Source organism: Flavobacterium sp. Root186 (genome assembly GCF_001428525.1).
Taxonomy (GTDB): Bacteria; Bacteroidota; Bacteroidia; order Flavobacteriales; family Flavobacteriaceae; genus Flavobacterium.
The window spans coordinates 1-17,174 of record NZ_LMHW01000003.1; the positions used below are offsets into that span (position 1 = coordinate 1).

16 protein-coding genes, 1 other RNA gene and 2 pseudogenes are annotated in these 17,174 nt (G+C 33.7%); 13 read left to right on the forward strand and 6 right to left on the reverse strand.

Features of this window, described 5'->3' with window-relative positions:
- From ASD98_RS24540 to ASD98_RS02795, 3 genes and pseudogenes are all read right to left on the reverse strand, one after another.
- Window positions 1-1,127 (reverse strand): annotated as a pseudogene (locus ASD98_RS24540) (hypothetical protein); the annotation flags it as partial.
- 111 nt (window positions 1,128-1,238) lie between these two features.
- Window positions 1,239-3,435 (reverse strand): annotated as a pseudogene (locus ASD98_RS24545) (VWA domain-containing protein); the annotation flags it as partial.
- A gap of 48 nt (window positions 3,436-3,483) precedes the next feature.
- Window positions 3,484-4,035 (reverse strand): hypothetical protein, encoded by a 552-nt coding sequence (locus tag ASD98_RS02795; protein WP_056199925.1) that lies wholly within the window; start codon window positions 4,033-4,035, stop codon window positions 3,484-3,486.
- A gap of 496 nt (window positions 4,036-4,531) precedes the next feature.
- On the opposite strand from ASD98_RS02795, the gene ASD98_RS02800 reads away from it, so the two are divergent.
- From ASD98_RS02800 to ASD98_RS02820, 5 genes are all read left to right on the forward strand, one after another.
- Window positions 4,532-5,017, forward strand: a complete 486-nt coding sequence (locus tag ASD98_RS02800) for a histidine phosphatase family protein (protein ID WP_056199928.1) — start codon at window positions 4,532-4,534, stop codon at window positions 5,015-5,017.
- A gap of 5 nt (window positions 5,018-5,022) precedes the next feature.
- Window positions 5,023-7,101, forward strand: a complete 2,079-nt coding sequence (gene ppk1 / locus ASD98_RS02805; protein WP_056199931.1) for a polyphosphate kinase 1 — start codon at window positions 5,023-5,025, stop codon at window positions 7,099-7,101.
- Between the two features lie 37 nt (window positions 7,102-7,138).
- Window positions 7,139-8,029, forward strand: coding sequence for a Ppx/GppA phosphatase family protein (locus ASD98_RS02810; RefSeq protein ID WP_056199935.1), 891 nt, complete (start codon window positions 7,139-7,141; stop codon window positions 8,027-8,029).
- A gap of 159 nt (window positions 8,030-8,188) precedes the next feature.
- Entirely contained in the window at window positions 8,189-8,770 is a 582-nt protein-coding gene (locus tag ASD98_RS02815; RefSeq protein ID WP_056199938.1) for a Crp/Fnr family transcriptional regulator, read from the forward strand.
- 34 nt (window positions 8,771-8,804) lie between these two features.
- Window positions 8,805-9,383 (forward strand): NAD(P)H-dependent oxidoreductase, encoded by a 579-nt coding sequence (locus tag ASD98_RS02820; RefSeq protein WP_056199941.1) that lies wholly within the window; start codon window positions 8,805-8,807, stop codon window positions 9,381-9,383.
- A gap of 100 nt (window positions 9,384-9,483) precedes the next feature.
- On the opposite strand, the gene ASD98_RS02825 is transcribed toward ASD98_RS02820, so the two are convergent.
- On the reverse strand, window positions 9,484-9,828 hold the full coding sequence (locus tag ASD98_RS02825; RefSeq protein WP_082577782.1) for a DNA polymerase III: 345 nt from the start codon (window positions 9,826-9,828) through the stop codon (window positions 9,484-9,486).
- Window positions 9,829-10,178: 350 nt separating this feature from the next.
- Window positions 10,179-11,264 (reverse strand): DNA polymerase III subunit gamma/tau, encoded by a 1,086-nt coding sequence (gene dnaX, locus ASD98_RS02830; protein WP_056199948.1) that lies wholly within the window; start codon window positions 11,262-11,264, stop codon window positions 10,179-10,181.
- 205 nt (window positions 11,265-11,469) lie between these two features.
- Between dnaX and ASD98_RS02835 the strand changes: the two genes are divergently transcribed.
- The 6 genes from ASD98_RS02835 (at window position 11,470) to ASD98_RS02865 (ending at window position 14,952) form a co-directional block, all read left to right on the forward strand.
- Window positions 11,470-12,045 (forward strand): hypothetical protein, encoded by a 576-nt coding sequence (locus tag ASD98_RS02835; RefSeq protein WP_056199950.1) that lies wholly within the window; start codon window positions 11,470-11,472, stop codon window positions 12,043-12,045.
- 37 nt (window positions 12,046-12,082) lie between these two features.
- Window positions 12,083-12,568: a LemA family protein gene (locus ASD98_RS02840; protein WP_056199953.1), complete on the forward strand. Its 486-nt coding sequence runs from the start codon at window positions 12,083-12,085 to the stop codon at window positions 12,566-12,568.
- Between the two features lie 52 nt (window positions 12,569-12,620).
- The gene (locus ASD98_RS02845) at window positions 12,621-13,130 is read left to right on the forward strand and encodes a hypothetical protein (RefSeq protein ID WP_128414774.1); all 510 of its coding nucleotides are present in this window, start codon (window positions 12,621-12,623) and stop codon (window positions 13,128-13,130) included.
- 93 nt (window positions 13,131-13,223) lie between these two features.
- The gene (locus tag ASD98_RS02850) at window positions 13,224-13,640 is read left to right on the forward strand and encodes a hypothetical protein (protein ID WP_056199959.1); all 417 of its coding nucleotides are present in this window, start codon (window positions 13,224-13,226) and stop codon (window positions 13,638-13,640) included.
- Window positions 13,641-14,094: 454 nt separating this feature from the next.
- Window positions 14,095-14,574 (forward strand): BON domain-containing protein, encoded by a 480-nt coding sequence (locus ASD98_RS02860; protein ID WP_056199965.1) that lies wholly within the window; start codon window positions 14,095-14,097, stop codon window positions 14,572-14,574.
- Window positions 14,575-14,580: 6 nt separating this feature from the next.
- A complete protein-coding gene (locus ASD98_RS02865; RefSeq protein WP_056199968.1) occupies window positions 14,581-14,952 on the forward strand; it encodes a LysM peptidoglycan-binding domain-containing protein in 372 nt (123 codons plus the stop codon).
- Between the two features lie 180 nt (window positions 14,953-15,132).
- Here ASD98_RS02865 and ASD98_RS02870 read toward each other — a convergent pair whose 3' ends face one another.
- Complete coding sequence (locus tag ASD98_RS02870) at window positions 15,133-15,426, reverse strand: hypothetical protein (RefSeq protein WP_053470661.1); 294 nt, start codon at window positions 15,424-15,426, stop codon at window positions 15,133-15,135.
- Between the two features lie 126 nt (window positions 15,427-15,552).
- Between ASD98_RS02870 and rnpB the strand changes: the two genes are divergently transcribed.
- Together rnpB and ASD98_RS02875 are read left to right on the forward strand one after the other, a co-directional pair.
- Window positions 15,553-15,882, forward strand: an RNA gene (rnpB, locus tag ASD98_RS03095) — RNase P RNA component class A.
- Between the two features lie 31 nt (window positions 15,883-15,913).
- On the forward strand, window positions 15,914-17,164 hold the full coding sequence (locus ASD98_RS02875) for a cation:dicarboxylate symporter family transporter (RefSeq protein ID WP_056199971.1): 1,251 nt from the start codon (window positions 15,914-15,916) through the stop codon (window positions 17,162-17,164).
- The last annotated feature ends 10 nt before the right edge of the window (window positions 17,165-17,174 follow it).

Below are 17,174 nucleotides of genomic sequence, written 5' to 3' on the forward strand. Positions count from 1 at the left end.
ACAACAGCGTTTGAAGAGTTTGCCCATGAGTAAGTTACTGTTCCAACAGCATTACTTACCGTTCCCGCAGTTACCGTTCCAGTACTTGCGTTATAACAAGTTACATCAGTTTTAGAAGAGTTTCCTAAAGCTAAAGCGGCACTTGGCTGCGTAATAGTAACTGAATTTGATTGTGAAGAACAGCTGTCAGAAACAGTCAAAATATAAGTTCCTGCCGGAAGATTTGATACAGAAGCTGTAGTTCCCACAACAGCGTTTGAAGAGTTGATCCATGAATAATTTATAGTTCCAACGGAATTGGTTACCGTTCCAGCAGTCACAGTTCCAGTACTTTCTCCAAAACAAGAAATATCGGTTTTAGAAGAATTTCCTAAAGCTAAAGCGGCATTTGGCTGAGTAATGGTAACAGAATTCGATTGAGAAGAACAATTATCAGAAACCGTCAAAGTATAAGTTTCTGCCGGAAGATTTGATACAGAAGCTGTAGTTCCGACAATAGCATTTGAAGAGTTTGTCCATGAATAATTTATAGTTCCAACGGAATTGGTTACCGCGCCTGCATTCACAGTTCCAGTACTTTCTCCAAAACAAGAAACATCAGTTTTGAATGAAGCAGAAAGTGCTAAAGCTTCACTTGGCTGGGTAATGGTAACTGAATTTGATTGAGATGAACAATCATCAGAAACTGTTAATGTATAAGTTCCTGCTGAAAGATTTGATACAGAAGCTGTAGTTCCCACAACAGTGTTTGAAGAGTTTGTCCATGAATAATTTATAGTTCCAACGGAATTGGTTACCGTTCCCGCAGTCACAGTTCCAGTACTTGCGTTATAACAAGCTATATCAGTTTTGAATGAAGCAGAAAGTGCTAAAGCGGCACTTGGCTGAGTAATCGTAACTGAATTTGATTGAGATGAACAATATGAAGCAGAAAGTGCTAAAGCGGCACTTGGCTGAGTAATCGTAACTGAATTTGATTGAGATGAACAATCATCAGAAACTGTTAATGTATAAGTTCCTGCTGAAAGATTTGATACAGAAGCTGTAGTTCCAACTGATGCGTTTGAAGAGTCTGTCCATGAGTAATTTATAGTTCCAACAGCATTACTTACCGTTCCCGCAGTCACAGTTCCAGTACTTGCGTTATAACAAGCTATATCAGTTTTGAATGAAGCAGAAAGTGCTAAAGCGGCACTTGGCTGAGTAATCGTAACTGAATTTGATTGAGATGAACAATNTTACCGTTCCCGCAGTCACAGTTCCAGTACTTGCGTTATAACAAGCTATATCAGTTTTGAATGAAGCAGAAAGTGCTAAAGCGGCACTTGGCTGAGTAATCGTAACTGAATTTGATTGAGATGAACAATCATCAGAAACTGTTAATGTATAAGTTCCTGCCGGAAGATTGGATACAGAAGCTGTAGTTCCGACAACAGCGTTTGAAGAGTTTGCCCATGAGTAAGTTACAGTTCCAACAGCATTACTTACCGTTCCCGCAGTTACCGTTCCAGTACTTGCGTTATAACAAGTTACATCAGTTTTAGAAGAGTTTCCTAAAGCTAAAGATGCACTTGGCTGCGTAATAGTAACTGAATTTGATTGTGAAGAACAGCTGTCAGAAACTGTCAAAGTATAAGTTCCTGCCGGAAGATTTGATACAGAAGTTGTAGTTCCCATAACAGCGTTTGAAGAGTTTGTCCATGAGTAATTTATAGTTCCAACAGCATTGGTTACCGCACCTGCATTCACAGTTCCAGTACTTTCTCCAAAACAAGAAACATCAGTTTTGGATGAAGCGGAAAGTGCTAAAGCGACACTTGGCTGGGTAATCGTAACGGAATTTGATTGAGAAGAACAATCATCAGAAACCGTCAAAGTATAAGTTCCTGCCGGAAGATTTGATACAGAAGCTGTAGTTCCGACAACAGCGTTTGAAGAGTTGATCCATGAATAAGTTACAGTTCCAACGGAATTGGTTACTGTTCCAGCATTCACAGTTCCAGTACTTTTTCCAAAACAAGAAACATCAGTTTTAGAAGAAGCAGCAAGAACCAGCGGCGCACTAGGTTGTATTATTTCAACGGTCAAAATTCCTGTCGCACATCCATTATTATCTGTAGCTGTTACTTTATAAGTTCCAAAACTTAAATTTGCTAAATCTTTTGTAGTAGCAAAATCAACATTATTTTTCGTCCATTTATAAGTATAAGGAGCTTGTCCGCCCGTAGGAGTGTTTAAGGTAATAGCCCCGTTACTTCCTCCAAAACAGGTTACATTTGTTTGCGATGCCAATGTTATAATTGGACAAGGCACATTAGTAGTAGGCGAAGTTATATTCTGAAATGTGGTGACACAAGCAGCATTTTGAAAATCTAGTCTTGATGTGCTTACTAATTGATTTCCGCAAGTATTTGGTTTTGGAGTTAATCGGTATTTTAAAGTGATAGTTTCTACATTCAAAAAGTCAATGTTCCAATTGATCTGTTGCCCCACAATTGTTACCGTACCTTTTGATGGTGTAACCGTTCCAATTATAAAATTACTGTCAACGGTCTCTTTTTCAAAAGCTGTGGCGGGTATTTGTTTTGCAACCCAAGATAATTGAGTGAAAATCTGGCTATAAATCCCCGTTAAATCAGCTGCATTTTCTGTAAAAAAGGAACCTCCAGACTGAATCTGATTTAAGGCATATTGCGCATTAGTCTGTTCGCTGCCGGAAATAGCACCAAACAAACCAACAGAAAAAATTTGATTATTATAGCTCGTACCAGAAACAGTCACCGTTTTTGCAGCCGTCGCAGCCGTTATAGCACTTTGAATACATGTTCCCTGCTGGCCATCAGAGCAGCTTGAGCCATTGGTTCCTGTTGCGTTAGCAACTCCATCAGTTAATAAAACAATACTTCTGGCAGTGGCGCAGTCATAAGTAGCCCCGTCTAAAACTGTTTTTGCTTTTACAAGACCATCTTGGATATTAGTACTTCCATTTGCAGAAAGTCCATTAATAACAGATATTAAATCTGCCTGTCCTGAAGCAAGGGTTAAATTTCTTCGTATTGATGCTGTACTACCATAAGTTACAATAGCTACTCTGTTTTTGTTTGTTATATTATTTGCAGGTAAAAACATTTTGTTGATAAAATCAATAGCAGCATCTTGCGCCCGGGATAATGGTTTAGGATTGCTCCCGTCTCCCATACTTCCTGATACGTCAATTACTAAAACAACTTCTAAAGGTCTTGCCACTGGATTTGATCCCTGAATTTTTAATTCGACATCTAATGCACCGCAGACTCCCGGAGCTACAGTTACAATTTTTGTTGGTGTAATGGTTTGTGCAAAGCCTATTATGGAAAAAAGTAAAAACAACAACAGATGATAAAATGTTTTGTTAATCTTTTTTGTAAACTTGAAAGAGTGTAAAGTTTTTTTCATTTTATGCAAGTTTAAATTGAAAAACAGCTAAATATTTTTTCAGAATATTTAATTTTCAGAAGGATTATTTACAATCGTATGTACCACAGTGTTAACTGTGTAGTTAGAGCAGTTTGTAGACACAGCGTTTATTTGCGTGCAATTCCATTTGTTAAATGACGTGCCTTGTGGAACTGTCAGATGAATTGAAAAAAATGCAGTTTGATGTGATGGAACTGTAATAGAAGTTATCGGAGATGAATCGTTATCCAAAAAAATACTATTTAGATTAACATTATCAGTGGTACTGGTTCCATCATTATTTGAGCAGTTAGAATTTACATTAAAGGCATTCAGATTGTAGATATCTGTCGAATTACCTTCATTAGTTAAAACAAGTGTAAAATAAGCACCATCTTCGCCAGCATTACTATAGTTTCTGTTTTTCTCAACTTCTAATGTCGTTTTACATGCACCCGACTGTGCAAATGAAATAGTAGAGATCAGGAAGAGCGTTAATGAAAAAATGCTTTTTTGAAAGATATTTTTAGATAGTAAAAAAATATACTTACAATTGCTCACAAATTTTACGGCTTTTTTAAGAGTAGATTTACTTTTCATAACTTAAAGAATTTAGTTGTGATATTCTTGAAATTTTAACATAATCAAAATTATATTAGAGTTTTTCTAATTGATTTTTTTTATCTGTAACTAACCTAAAAACTCGTTTAACTACTCTTTTTTGATCAAAAATTGGCTCAAAAAAAGTTTTTTTTAACTTGTACGGTAAAAAATTATTACTGATTTTTCTTTCTTTTTTGATAAAAACTATATTACTTAGTCGATGTTAAATAGTTAATAATCAATTATTTGGTTAATTTATTGTCAATTTCAAAATGTCGACTAAATGCAGTTTTACTAGACGAAGTACATTTTTTTAGAATCAGAAAAATCAAAAAAAATGGATTGTTAAAGTTTTGAAGATTATTAATTCTTGTTAAAATTTTTATTTAATGTTAACAGAAATAAAAAAAAGAGAAGTATTAAAATATCTTTTGTAAATTAGAACTTAAATAAAATCGCAGTCAATTTTTGCGTTTTTTTAAACCTCCTGTTTATGAAAAATTTAATTTTAATACGTCATGCTAAATCAAGCTGGGAAGCTCCTCTAAAAGATTTCGACAGACCTTTAATGAAGAGAGGGATTTTAGATGCTCATGAAGTTTCGATAAATATTTCAAAATATCTTCCTAAAACTTACATTATATGGAGCAGTACAGCCGCACGTGCTTCAGAAACAGCTTTAATTTTTGCACAAAACATTTCATACCCCATAGAAAGCATTATTTATAAAGACGATCTATATACTTTTGATGACAAACAACTCGAAAAAGTTATCAAATCATGTGATAATAGTTTAGAAAGCGTTATTCTTTTTGGACATAACGAGGCTATTACAAATTTTGTTAATAAATTTGGGGATGTTTTTATCGATAATGTCCCAACTTCAGGCTTTGTTTCATTGCAGTTTGATTCAGAAAGCTGGGATTCAATCAATAAAGGCAAAACCAATAAAACATTATTCCCCAAAGACCTAAAATAAATCAAGTGTACGAACAGAAATATATCGATAGAGAGAAAAGTTGGTTAGCGTTTAATGCAAGAGTACTTCAGGAAGCCGCAGACAATACGGTTCCGCTTTTAGACAGATTGCGTTTTGTTGGAATTTTTTCAAACAATTTAGATGAGTTTTTTAGAGTTCGATATGCCGCAATTCGAAGATTGAGTCTTTCCGGAATTTCAGGCGAAAAATATTTAGGCGGAGTTTCTGCTCATCAATTAATTAAAGATATTACAGAAATTGTAATTCAGCAGCAATCAGAAAGCTTACGTATTCTGGGAAATATTGAAGCTGAACTTGAAGCAGAAAATATATTCATTATAAACGAAGATCAGATTACAGCAAAACAGGAATGTTTTCTAAAGGACTTTTTTATGCAAAAATTAAGTCCGGAGTTAGTGACTATTATCTTAAATGACCTGGCTGTTTTTCCGGTTTTAAAAGATACTTTAGGATATTTAGCCGTTCGTCTCGAATTAAAAAATGATGAGGTTCGTTACGCTTTAATTGAAATTCCTAAAACTATAAACAGGTTTGTCGTACTTCCTTCTGAAGATGATAAACAATATGTGATTTTAATTGATGATGTTATTCGTTATAAACTAAAAAACATCTTTAATATATTCGATTACAAAAGTGTTTCGGCACATATGATCAAAATTACACGTGATGCACAGTTAGATATCGACAGTGATTTGAGTAAAAGTATGCTTGAGAAAATTGCTACATCTGTAAAAGACCGCCGTATAGGAGAACCGGTTCGTTTTATTTATGACAGTTTGATTGAAGAGGATACGCTGCGTTTCTTTTTAGATAAAATGAAAATCGTAGAAACAGATAGTATAATTCCCGGAGGAAGATATCATAACCGACGTGATTATATGGATTTTCCAAACTTAGGCCGTTACGATTTACTTTATAAACCAAATGAACCTTTACCGGTTCCGGGTTTAAGTCTTGACGGAAGTATTCTGGAAAAAATAAATAAAAAAGATTACCTGTTACATGCTCCATATCAGTCATTTTCGTATTTGACGAAATTTTTGCGAGAAGCCGCTTTAGATCCAAAAGTGACAAGTATAAAAATTACTTTATACCGTTTAGCGAAGAACTCACAAATTATTAGTTCATTGATTAATGCCGCTAAAAACGGAAAAAAAGTAGTCGTTCAAATTGAACTTCAGGCACGTTTTGACGAAGCTTCGAATATTTCGTATGCAGAGCAGATGCAGACCGAAGGAATTGAACTTATTTTCGGGATAAAAGGTCTTAAAGTACACAGTAAAATATGTGTAATCGAAAGAACCGAAGATGGAAAAAATCGTCGTTACGGATTTATTTCAACAGGGAATTTTAATGAAGCAACAGCTAAAATTTATACTGATGTAACACTTTTTACATGTCATCAGGGAATTTTAAAAGATATTTCAAAAATATTCGAATTCTTTGATATCAATTACAGAATTCACAGATACAAGCACTTAATAGTTTCGCCGCATTATACAAGAACAAAATTTATAAAACTGATAGATCGTGAAATTCTCCACGCATTAGCCGGAAGAAAAACATTTATCAAATTAAAAATGAATAGTTTATCTGATTTTAAAATGATCGATAAATTATATGAAGCAAGTAATGCCGGAGTTAAAATTCAGTTGAATGTAAGAGGGATCTGCTGTCTGATTCCGGGAATTCCGGGAATGAGCGAAAATATTGAAGCCATAAGTATTGTCGATAATTATCTGGAACATACGAGAGTTTACATTTTTGGAAACGCAGGTCTAAACGAAGTATACATTTCTTCAGCTGATTTCATGACCCGAAACCTTGACGGAAGAGTAGAAGTAACCTGTCCGGTTTATGATCACGAAATCAAAAAAGAACTAATTGACAATTTCAATATTGCCTGGAAAGGAAACGTAAAAGTAAGATATCATTCCTATAAATTAGATAATAAATATAAGCCTAGAAATCATCATGCCCCATTTAGAGCACAATTTGAAACCTATAGATATTATCAAAATAAAATTGCGGTACAAGAAGAGGTTCCTCAAAAAGTCGACTAAATAATTTAAAATTCAATTACAAAATCATAGAGTGAGCATGATTAATATAAAGAAATTTGCAGCAATAGATATTGGGTCAAATGCCATGAGGCTTCTGATATCGAATGTTGTAGAACAAGATGGAAAAGAACCACAGTTTAACAAAAGTTCACTTGTTCGTGTGCCAATTCGTTTGGGACAAGATGCTTTTACAGTAGGAGAGATTTCACAAGAAAATATAGATCGAATGGTTGATGCCATGAAAGCATTTAACCTTTTGATGAAAGTACATAAAGTAGAACGTTATATGGCATTTGCAACCTCTGCAATGCGTGAAGCTTATAATGCCAAAGAAGTTGTGGCTTTAATCAAGAAAAAAGCCGACATTAAAATCGAAATTATTGATGGTAAAAAAGAGGCAGCAATTATTGCTTCTACAGATTTACATCATTTACTAAAAACTGATGAAACCTATCTGTTTGTTGATGTTGGAGGTGGAAGTACCGAATTTACTTTGTTCTCTGACGGAAAAATGATCAATTCAAGATCCTTTAAGGCCGGAACTGTTCGTTTACTAAATAATATGGTTCACGATGTTGTTTGGGATGAAATTGAAAAATGGATTAAAATCAATACAGCAGATTATGAGGAAGTTACATTGATTGGTTCTGGAGGAAACATCAATAAGTTGTTTAAAATGTCCGGAAAACAACAAGAAAAACCACTTTCATACATTTACATCAATTCACAATATGCCTTTTTAAATTCATTGACTTACGAGCAAAGAATTGCCGAATTAGGCTTAAACTCTGACCGTGCCGACGTTATTATCCACGCAACACGCATTTATTTAAATGCAATGAAATGGAGCGGAGCTCGCCAGATTTATGTTCCAAAAATTGGACTTTCTGATGGAATTGTAAAAGCAATGTATTACGGTAAAATTTAACATTCAAACATAAACGAAATATTTTTTTGCAACGACTCGAAACGATAGCGAACAGATGCAGCAATTCACGAATAAGCACGAATTTTTTATGTCTCGTGCAGGATAATAATTCGGGGAAATTTGTGAAATTCGGGACAATGTTTTTTAAATTAATTTATAATGAGAGCTGTTTTCCAGTCTATTCAGGATTTCTCTGAAGATGAATTATCACTTCTGGATGATTTAATAACTTTTCGTACACTGAAAAAAGGAGAGCTTTTGTTGAGTGAGAATCAGGTTTGCAATGAAATTGTATTTATAAAGAAAGGAATTTTACGTTCCTTTTTTTTAAACCATAAAGGTGATGAAATAACCAATTGTTTTGCTTTCGAAAATGAATTCATGGCGTCATTCGCCAGTTTTATAACAGAAGAAAAAGCAGAAGAAAGCATTCAGGCTTTAGCCGAAACGGAGCTGCAGATTTTAGATCGCAAAGGTTTAGAAAAACTCTATCAATCAGGTTTTAACTGGCAGGAAACAGGAAGAAAGCTGACAGAATTAGAGTTTGTAAATTTGCATAAAAGAATGGTTTCTTTTCAGAAATTATCCGGAGCCCAGCGTTATGAAGAGCTTTATCAAAATCATCAAAAATATATTCAATTAATTCCGTTACAATATTTAGCATCTTATTTAGGAATTACGCCAAGACATTTAAGCCGAATCAGAAAAGTGGCTTTTCAGGACATTTGTCCAGTAAAATAAATAATCCGAATAGTATTTTTGAAAAAAGATTGATATGAAAAAAATACTGATTATAAACGGACACCCCAATCCCGACAGCTTTAATTTTGCAATTGCTAATGAATATCAAAAAGGAGCACTTGCTTCTGGAGCGATGGTAGAAACAATTACAATTTCCTCTCTAAATTTTAGTCCGAATTTGAAATTCGGTTACCAAAAACGAACAGAATTAGAACCGGATTTATTAGAATCCTGGGAAAAAATCAAACGAGCCGATCATTTGGTTTGGATACACCCCGTTTGGTGGGGCGGTCTTCCGGCAATAACAAAAGGATTTATAGATCGGTTATTTTTGCCCGGCATGGCTTTTCAATATAGAGAAAATTCAGTTTGGTGGGATAAATTACTCAAAGGTAAAACAGCACATATTATTACAACCCTTGATCAGCCAAGCTGGTATTACAGCTTGTTTTTTGGAAGACCAAGTGTGAATCAATTAAAAAAATCAACTTTAGAATTCTGTGGCGTAAAACCCGTAAAAGTAAGTTACATTGGAATCATAAAAGGCTCTCACGATCTCCAAAGAGCAAAATGGCTCGAAAAAATCTACAATTTAGGATTGAAAAATAAATAAATTTTTGCCACTAATTACACGAATTTCCACGAATTATTTTTTACGATTTCAACATAAAGAAATTAGTAAGAATTCGTGTAATTAGTGGCTTAAAAAAATATTAAGTAGGTAAATCCAATCCAAATGTAGAACGCAAAAGTTCAATGTTTGGATTGATTTCATGCAAACGATTGTATCTGTCCTGATCGTTGAAACTTCTTTTAGCTTCAACTTTTTCATTTACAATTACTTCAATTGTGATATCATGATTGTGCAGGTGACCTCTTAAATGTCCTAAGAGCGCATTCATCTGACTTTCGAATTCCAGCTTAGAACCTTCGTTTGGAAGTTCGTAAATGATGTTGGTTCCATTTAAAACAGGATCGTTGATTAATAAGATCGACTCCATGATCTTTAAACCTTTTTGACCTAAACGCTCTGCATATTTATTCCATTGTACTAACATTTCCGTTTCTGTAAACTCTTCAGTAGGTAAAACAGACGTAGGTTTAACGTAAGATTTACTGCTCTGTTCTAATTCTTTTTTCTTGCGAATACTCGCTAAAGAAAATGCAGAAACTTTAGGCTCTCCACTTATTTCAGCTCTTGGAGTTTCAGGAGTTTGAACTTTTGGAATTTCAGCAACAGGTATTTCACTCGCAGTATTTACGGCAGGTTTGTCATTGCCATTGTCATTTTGATTGACATTGACATTTTCTTCAGTTTTTAAAGTTTCAGTTTGACTTTCGACTTTCGACTTTAGGCTTGGGACTTCAACAATAGAAAAACTACCGTTTTTAAAATAAGTAGGCGGAATTATGAATTGCTCAACTTTTTTTTTTCTCCATCAAAGTTGATAGAGGCCAATTGCATCAAACATAATTCGACTAAAAGACGCTGATTTTGACTCAGTTTGTATTTTAAATCGCAGTCGTTTGCAATGTCAATCCCTTTCAGTAAAAAATCCTGAGAACATTTTTGAGACTGAACGCCATACATTTGTTGCGCCTGTTCACCAACTTCTAATAAAGCAATAGTTGCAGGAGTTTTGCTCACTAACAAATCTCTAAAATGAGAAGCTAATCCGGCAATAAAATGATGTCCGTCAAAACCTTTAGAAAGGATGTCGTTGTAGGCAATTAAAAGATCCGGGATTTTATTTTCCAGAATCAAATCTGTAACGCTGATATACGTTTCGTAATCTAAAACATTTAGATTTTCGGTTACAGCCTGACGCGTTAAGTTGGTTCCGCAATACGAAACTACACGGTCAAAAATAGATAAAGCATCACGCATTGCACCATCAGCCTTTTGAGCAATAATGTGCAAAGCATCATCTTCAAAATTGATTCCCTGACTTGTTGCAACTTCTGCTAAATGTTCCTTAGCATCTTTTACCGTAATTCTTTTGAAATCAAATATCTGACAACGAGATAAAATCGTTGGAATAATTTTGTGTTTTTCTGTTGTTGCTAAAATAAAAATAGCATGTTTTGGCGGTTCTTCTAATGTTTTAAGAAAAGCATTAAAAGCAGCCGAAGACAACATATGAACCTCGTCAATAATATATACTTTGTATTGTCCGGTTTGCGGCGGGATTCGAACCTGATCGATAAGGTTACGAATATCATCAACCGAGTTGTTTGAAGCAGCATCTAACTCAAAAACGTTAAAAGCAAAATCTTCATTTGGATCATCATATCCGGGCTGATTTATTTTACGAGCCAGAATACGTGCGCAGGTGGTTTTTCCAACTCCACGCGGTCCGGTGAATAAAAGGGCAGAAGCAAGGTGATTGCTCTCAATAGCATTCAACAACGTGTTGGTAATGGCTTTCTGCCCCACAACATCCTTAAAGGTCTGCGGGCGGTATTTACGAGCCGATACTACAAATTGTTCCATATTCTTTTTTATTCGATAGCAAATATAGAGTATAATTTAATGATTTAAAAATTTAAAAATTGAAAGATTTTTAAGTGATTGAATAGAACTATTTTGAGAAAATTATTTATTCCGTCTTTAAAAAATTATTTAAAGTTTCAAATCAAAAAAGCATTATTTTAGCCATAACCAAAAACACATTAAAATAAACTAGCCTCTTTTTGAAATGGAAAAAATAACCTCTAAAATTCTTTCTTTACAGCCTGTTACCTTCATATTGTTATTTATTATTTTACCTTTTGTTTCTGCAATAGTTACGGGAATAATAACTTTTATAGGCTTTTTTGCCAATTTCGAATTTGTCTTTCCATTACTTTTAATTTCGGCGACTATAGTAGGAATTGTATATTTTATTTGGGTTTGGGGAGTTGTATACCATATCGATGAAAGAGAAGTATCAGATAAAAAGTATTTTAATATTTCGTTTTGGATATTGTTTTCTTACGGTTTAATTAGGTTCATATTAGGTTTAGAAATGGACATAACCAAAAATCCAATCTTATTAGAAAATTCAACTTGGGCTATTCTTGAAGCTCTTGGAAGTTTATACACATTGATTGTATTTGCCAGCTACATTTACGTGAGCTATTTTGTTGGTAAAAAAATCACTTTATTACAAAATGACACTCGCATTCCAGAATTTTTTTATTTCGCGGCAGCTTGGTGTTTTCCTATCGGAATTCCATTTTTACAGGCAAAGCGATTAAATCAAAAGACCATTTTTGATATTATTTCTAAATAATTAAAATACGGAACAAAAGTTCCATTGATCATTTTTTATGAAAAAGTATTATCTATTATTTTTTATTCTTCTAAACTTAAATTGTTTTTCCCAAACTGATATTGATAAAAGTTGGAAAAGTGTTAAGGACTCTTACATTAAAAAAACAGAAATAGTTCTTAAACTCGCCAATAACCTTCGGATATCAAAACAAATAAATAAATCAGAGCTGGACAAAACCGTGATAAATGCTGGAAAGCTAAAAGCAACATGTGACAATAATGTTTTGGATAAAGAATCAGTCAATAAAGTAAAACAAGCCAATGGCGAATTAAATAGTTATTTAGTTAGAATCTTAGTTAATTTAGAATCGGATTTTAAAATGAAAAGTGATGAAAAGGTTATTGATCTTAGTGGTCAATTAGCAGAAATTGAAAAACAAATTTTTACTAATATTAAGAGGTATAATAATATCTGTGAGAGCTTAAACCAAAAATCTTTAATCTTTCCAACTTCTAGTTATCCAACGGAAGTAAAATTTTAAATGTTCAGCATCAGAAAAAATATCTAACCTAATCAATATCAAGCAAACCTATATGAAACAATACACTCTGGAATTTAATACTCTAAACTTAAAAGTAAAAAAATCACCATTTATAATTAGGTTAATAATGTTTCTTCTTGCTTTCTCTTTTTTTGTTTTTCCTGTATTAGGAGTTATTTTAAGTATTGCAGGCGGAGGCGGAATGCATATAGGTTATTTCATTGCAATTGGTGTATTTGGGCTTATAGGATTTTATCTTTTGAGAGTTTCATTGTGGAATACATACGGAGAAGAAATTATAGACTTCTTGCCCAATAAAATTATTTATGAAGCCAATTACGGCTGGTTTAAAGATGCTAAAAAAGAAATAGAATTAATTCTTCCTCAATATTCGTTTAAATCGGTTGGTTATGAAGAAGATAATGAAGCCGTTTTAGTTATAACTTGTGAAAATTCTGAAATAGAAACAGCTGTCAAAATGCCAATGGCTCAGGTTGAAGAATTGATTTTGATTCTAAAAGAAAGTAAAATTTCGGTTGGAGTTGAAACTGTAGCTCTATAATATTTAACTCAAATCATGAAATCTTCAAGTATTTCAAAAAAGATTATTTTTCTACTGATATTATTCTGTTCCATAAAAATTGCATCCCAAACCATGAATTCCAGTCAAACTAATTTCTTGAAAATTACAAATCAATTTTCGGTAGAGGATTTTGAAAAAGTCAAAGAATTTATTTTAGAAAAAGGAAACACAAAAACCTATCGAAACTTCGATAACAATAATCCGTATCATAATTTCGGAAAATTTCAAGGTTATTTAGGAGCTGACATTGGACAGCAAAATATTTACAATGACCCCAAAATATCTGATTTTAATGAATTGACTTTAAAAGATAATGATCACTATTATAAAATTTTGATTGTTAGAAAAGGAGATATTCAGGCTTCAAAAAAAGGAATTCAAAACGGAATGCAGGAAAACGAAGTTTATTTTGTAAACGTTTATCAGGCTGGCTTTGATAAAATTTCTGATTTGTTACTGGAATATCTCAAGTTAATAAAAAACAAATAATGGAGTATATTAAAATGAAAGACAAAAAGGAGGTTAATAAAATACGAATAAAATCTAAATTTTTTTCCAGACTTCTTATTCTTGAAGCAGCTTATTGCTCTGTTTGGTATATGTTTTTTGCTGTTTGTATTTCAAAATCTAAGTTTCTTTTTTCTGCTTGTCTATCTGTTTTAATTATTCTTCCATTTCTATTAAATGTTTATGTATACCGTAAAAGCATTAAAAATCAAGATTACATTCAGGCTAATAATGTAATAATTATCCAAATTCTAATTTTCTTTCTCTTGTTTAAATGTTTTTTCAGAGGTAATTAAAGCAGGCTAATATGTCAGATTTTCCAGCACAAGTATTAGTAATGGTGATAGGAAAGATATAAAACCTGAGGTGCATCGTATAATATTTTAGTTTTTAATCTATTTAATTTTAGGTAGTTAAATTATTAAAGTAATGTATTATGAAAATTCAATCAATTTTATTCGGAATTGGACTCGCTGCATCTCTATTGGCTTGTAGTCCTAAAGATGCAGATATAGAAAAAGAAATCAATGAAAAATTAAGCAATACGCCAGGAATACACGTTACGGTACATGAAGGTGTTGCTACTATCGTGGGAACTTGTGACGATGAAGCTTTCAAAAAAAATATTGAAAGATCTGTTAAATCAGTAAAAGGAGTTAAAACAGTAGTGAATAACTGCCAGATTCCGGAACCAAATGTAGAACCGGCGGCAGCGGCAGTAATAATCAATTCAGATGCAGATTTAGATACATCAGTTGCTAAAGTAGTAAAAGCATATGATGGAGTGAGTGCAACTGTAGTAGGTGGTGTAGTAACTCTTTCGGGAGAAATTAAAAGAGATCAACTGCAATCTTTAATTCAAAGAGTACAAGAATTAAAACCTAAAAAAGTTGATAACAAATTAACTATTAAATAAGCAGTTATGAGTTTACAAGATAAATACAGAGAAATAACTAATTTAGCTGACGAATTACAAATAGCTAATTTACAAGTTAGAGAACAGGATAATGTTTTATACATTGACGGAACAGCAAAATCTGCAGCAGACAAAGAAAAAATTTGGAACGCTTACAATAAAATTGACCCTGATTTTAGATCGGCAGATGTGGTTATGAATATTGAAGTTGAAGAAGGTGTTTCAAGAGAATATACGGTTGAAGTGGGAGATTCTCTTTCGAAGATTGGAAAAGTCTACGGAGTTTCCTGGCAGGATATTTATGAAGCTAATAAAGATATAATTACAAACCCCGACTTAATTCAGCCCGGCTGGAAATTAAAAATACCAACAGCGTAATTTTACTGTTTTGAAAAGCCTGTCTTTGATGATGGGCTTTTTTTGTTAGTCATTGTGAGGAGCGAAGCAATACCCGCAATAATTCTCCATGTTTTATGTCATTTCGACGAAGAGAAATCGCACTAGAAATTCTGCACAAATAATACTTCGTCGAAATGACAAAACTGGATGTAATCATAATTACCTTCCCCTAATACTTAAATCAAATAAGAATTTGGCAGTTTCCTGATCTGAATCGGCGGAAAAACCTGCTACATAAACGCCCTTTTTACCGTTAACGGACTTAATTCCGTATACAACTGCCTCATCGCCTGGGTCAGATTCCCCTTCGTATCGATACACATGAACAATTTCAAATTTCTCAGGATTCTTTTTAATCGCGTCTGCATTTCGATTAAAATCACAAGTAAATCCTTTCTCATTCAATTGATCTAAAGCCTTTGAAACAGTTGCGTAGTGATACATTCTTTTCATGATAGACCGAATTTAAAAATTATGGAATTTTAAAGATAACTATTTTAAAATTAAAATGTTACGAAAACACAGCGAAAATCAGAAATTTAAAATTATTATTGTTAGTCTATAAAGTGTTACTTTTGCAGCGCAGACCGCCTTATCGCCGTCCCGACTTGTCGGGAGGGAGGAAAGTCCGGACACCACAGAGAAGCATAGCGGGTAACGCCCGTCGGTTCTCTCGTTTTTTGGAACGAGAGGATTAGGACAAGTGCAGCAGAAAGTATGTACAGGTAATGCTGTAGTGAAACCAGGTAAACTCTATGCGGTGAAATACCAAGTATATCAGCATTTAAGGGCTTCTCGTCCGTTGTTGAAGGGTAGGTAGCTTGAGTTCCGCAGTAATGCGGAATCTAGATAAATGATAAGGCCTTGATTTATCAGGGACAGAATCCGGCTTATAGGTCTGCTTTTTTTATATATTTGTGAAAGACTCTAATCTATCTTCATGAATATAACCACTCCAAATCCTGCTTCAAAAGCGAGCAAAAGCCTTTTTAAAACCATAATTACCAACCTGACATTTTGGGTTTTAATAGCCATTATTGCCGGTGTTTTACTCGGACATTTTTCACCAGATAATGGTGTGAAAATGAAAATTGTAGGCGAAAGATTTGTTGATATTATCAAACTATTTATTGGGCCAATTATCTTTTTGACAATTGTTTTAGGAATTTCCGGAATGGGAAATCTAAAAAAAGTCGGGCGAATTGGAGTTAAGGCTTTAGCCTATTTTGAAGTAGTTTCGACCGTTGCATTGGCAATTGGTGTTGCAGTTGCTTATTTGTTTCAGCCCGGAAAAATTGACAAATCGGGATTGACTCTTGGCGATGCAAGCCAATATACAAACTCAAGTGCAAAAGATTTTTCGTGGCTTCAGTTTTTCTTTTCCAATTTTACACTGCAGGTTTTACTGGCAGCAATTGTCTGCGGAATTGCGTTGAACTTTTATAAAAAAAGAGAGCAGACCATTTTAGTTTTAGAACGAATTTCAAAAGTCGTTTTTCTCGGCTTAAAATATGTAATGTACCTCGCTCCAATTGGTGCTTTTGGAGGAATGGCCTATACTATTGGAAAATTTGGATTAGAAACCTTGATTCCACTTGGGAAATTAATGCTCTGCGTTTATCTCACCATGGCATTGTTTGTTTTTCTAATTTTAGGAACTATTCTGCGCTATTATAAAATAAGTATACTTTCGATTTTAAAATACATCAAAGAAGAACTTTTACTGGTTCTAGGAACTTCCTCTTCAGAAGCAGCTCTGCCAAGTATTATGGTTAAACTCGAAAGAATGGGCTGCAGTAAATCGGTTGTGGGATTAGTGATTCCAACAGGATATTCCTTTAATCTCGACGGAACTTCGATTTATTTGTCAATGTCGGTAATATTTTTGGCGCAGTTGTATGATGTACATTTGAGTTTCTTCGAAATCCTGACAGTTATCGGGATTTTGATGATTACTTCAAAAGGCGCAGCGGGAGTAACCGGAAGCGGATTTATTGTTTTAGCATCAACTTTAACAGCGCTGCATAAAATTCCTGTAGAAGGTTTGGCTTTTTTATTAGGAGTTGATAAATTTATGAGCGAGGCGAGAGCCATTACAAACTTGATTGGAAATACAGTCGCAACGATTATAATTTCTAAAACAGAACACGATTTTACAGAACTTGATTTGAATCCTGTTTTAGAGGAATAATTTTGTTTTG

Bases quoted from the DNA above. Each gene is read 5' to 3' on its own strand.
- ASD98_RS02820 (WP_056199941.1), top strand. From the start codon at position 8,805: ATGAAAAAAATACTGATTATAAACGGACACCCCAATCCCGACAGCTTT.
- ASD98_RS02870 (WP_053470661.1), bottom strand. From the start codon at position 15,426: ATGAAAAGAATGTATCACTACGCAACTGTTTCAAAGGCTTTAGATCAA.
- ASD98_RS02865 (WP_056199968.1), top strand. From the start codon at position 14,581: ATGAGTTTACAAGATAAATACAGAGAAATAACTAATTTAGCTGACGAA.
- ASD98_RS02860 (WP_056199965.1), top strand. From the start codon at position 14,095: ATGAAAATTCAATCAATTTTATTCGGAATTGGACTCGCTGCATCTCTA.
- ASD98_RS02825 (WP_082577782.1), bottom strand. From the start codon at position 9,828: ATGTTAGTACAATGGAATAAATATGCAGAGCGTTTAGGTCAAAAAGGT.
- ASD98_RS02815 (WP_056199938.1), top strand. From the start codon at position 8,189: ATGAGAGCTGTTTTCCAGTCTATTCAGGATTTCTCTGAAGATGAATTA.
- ASD98_RS02840 (WP_056199953.1), top strand. From the start codon at position 12,083: ATGAAAAAGTATTATCTATTATTTTTTATTCTTCTAAACTTAAATTGT.
- ASD98_RS02845 (WP_128414774.1), top strand. From the start codon at position 12,621: ATGAAACAATACACTCTGGAATTTAATACTCTAAACTTAAAAGTAAAA.
- ASD98_RS02850 (WP_056199959.1), top strand. From the start codon at position 13,224: ATGAATTCCAGTCAAACTAATTTCTTGAAAATTACAAATCAATTTTCG.
- ASD98_RS02800 (WP_056199928.1), top strand. From the start codon at position 4,532: ATGAAAAATTTAATTTTAATACGTCATGCTAAATCAAGCTGGGAAGCT.
- dnaX (WP_056199948.1), bottom strand. From the start codon at position 11,264: ATGGAACAATTTGTAGTATCGGCTCGTAAATACCGCCCGCAGACCTTT.
- ASD98_RS02795 (WP_056199925.1), bottom strand. From the start codon at position 4,035: ATGAAAAGTAAATCTACTCTTAAAAAAGCCGTAAAATTTGTGAGCAAT.
- ASD98_RS02810 (WP_056199935.1), top strand. From the start codon at position 7,139: ATGATTAATATAAAGAAATTTGCAGCAATAGATATTGGGTCAAATGCC.
- ASD98_RS02875 (WP_056199971.1), top strand. From the start codon at position 15,914: ATGAATATAACCACTCCAAATCCTGCTTCAAAAGCGAGCAAAAGCCTT.
- ASD98_RS02835 (WP_056199950.1), top strand. From the start codon at position 11,470: ATGGAAAAAATAACCTCTAAAATTCTTTCTTTACAGCCTGTTACCTTC.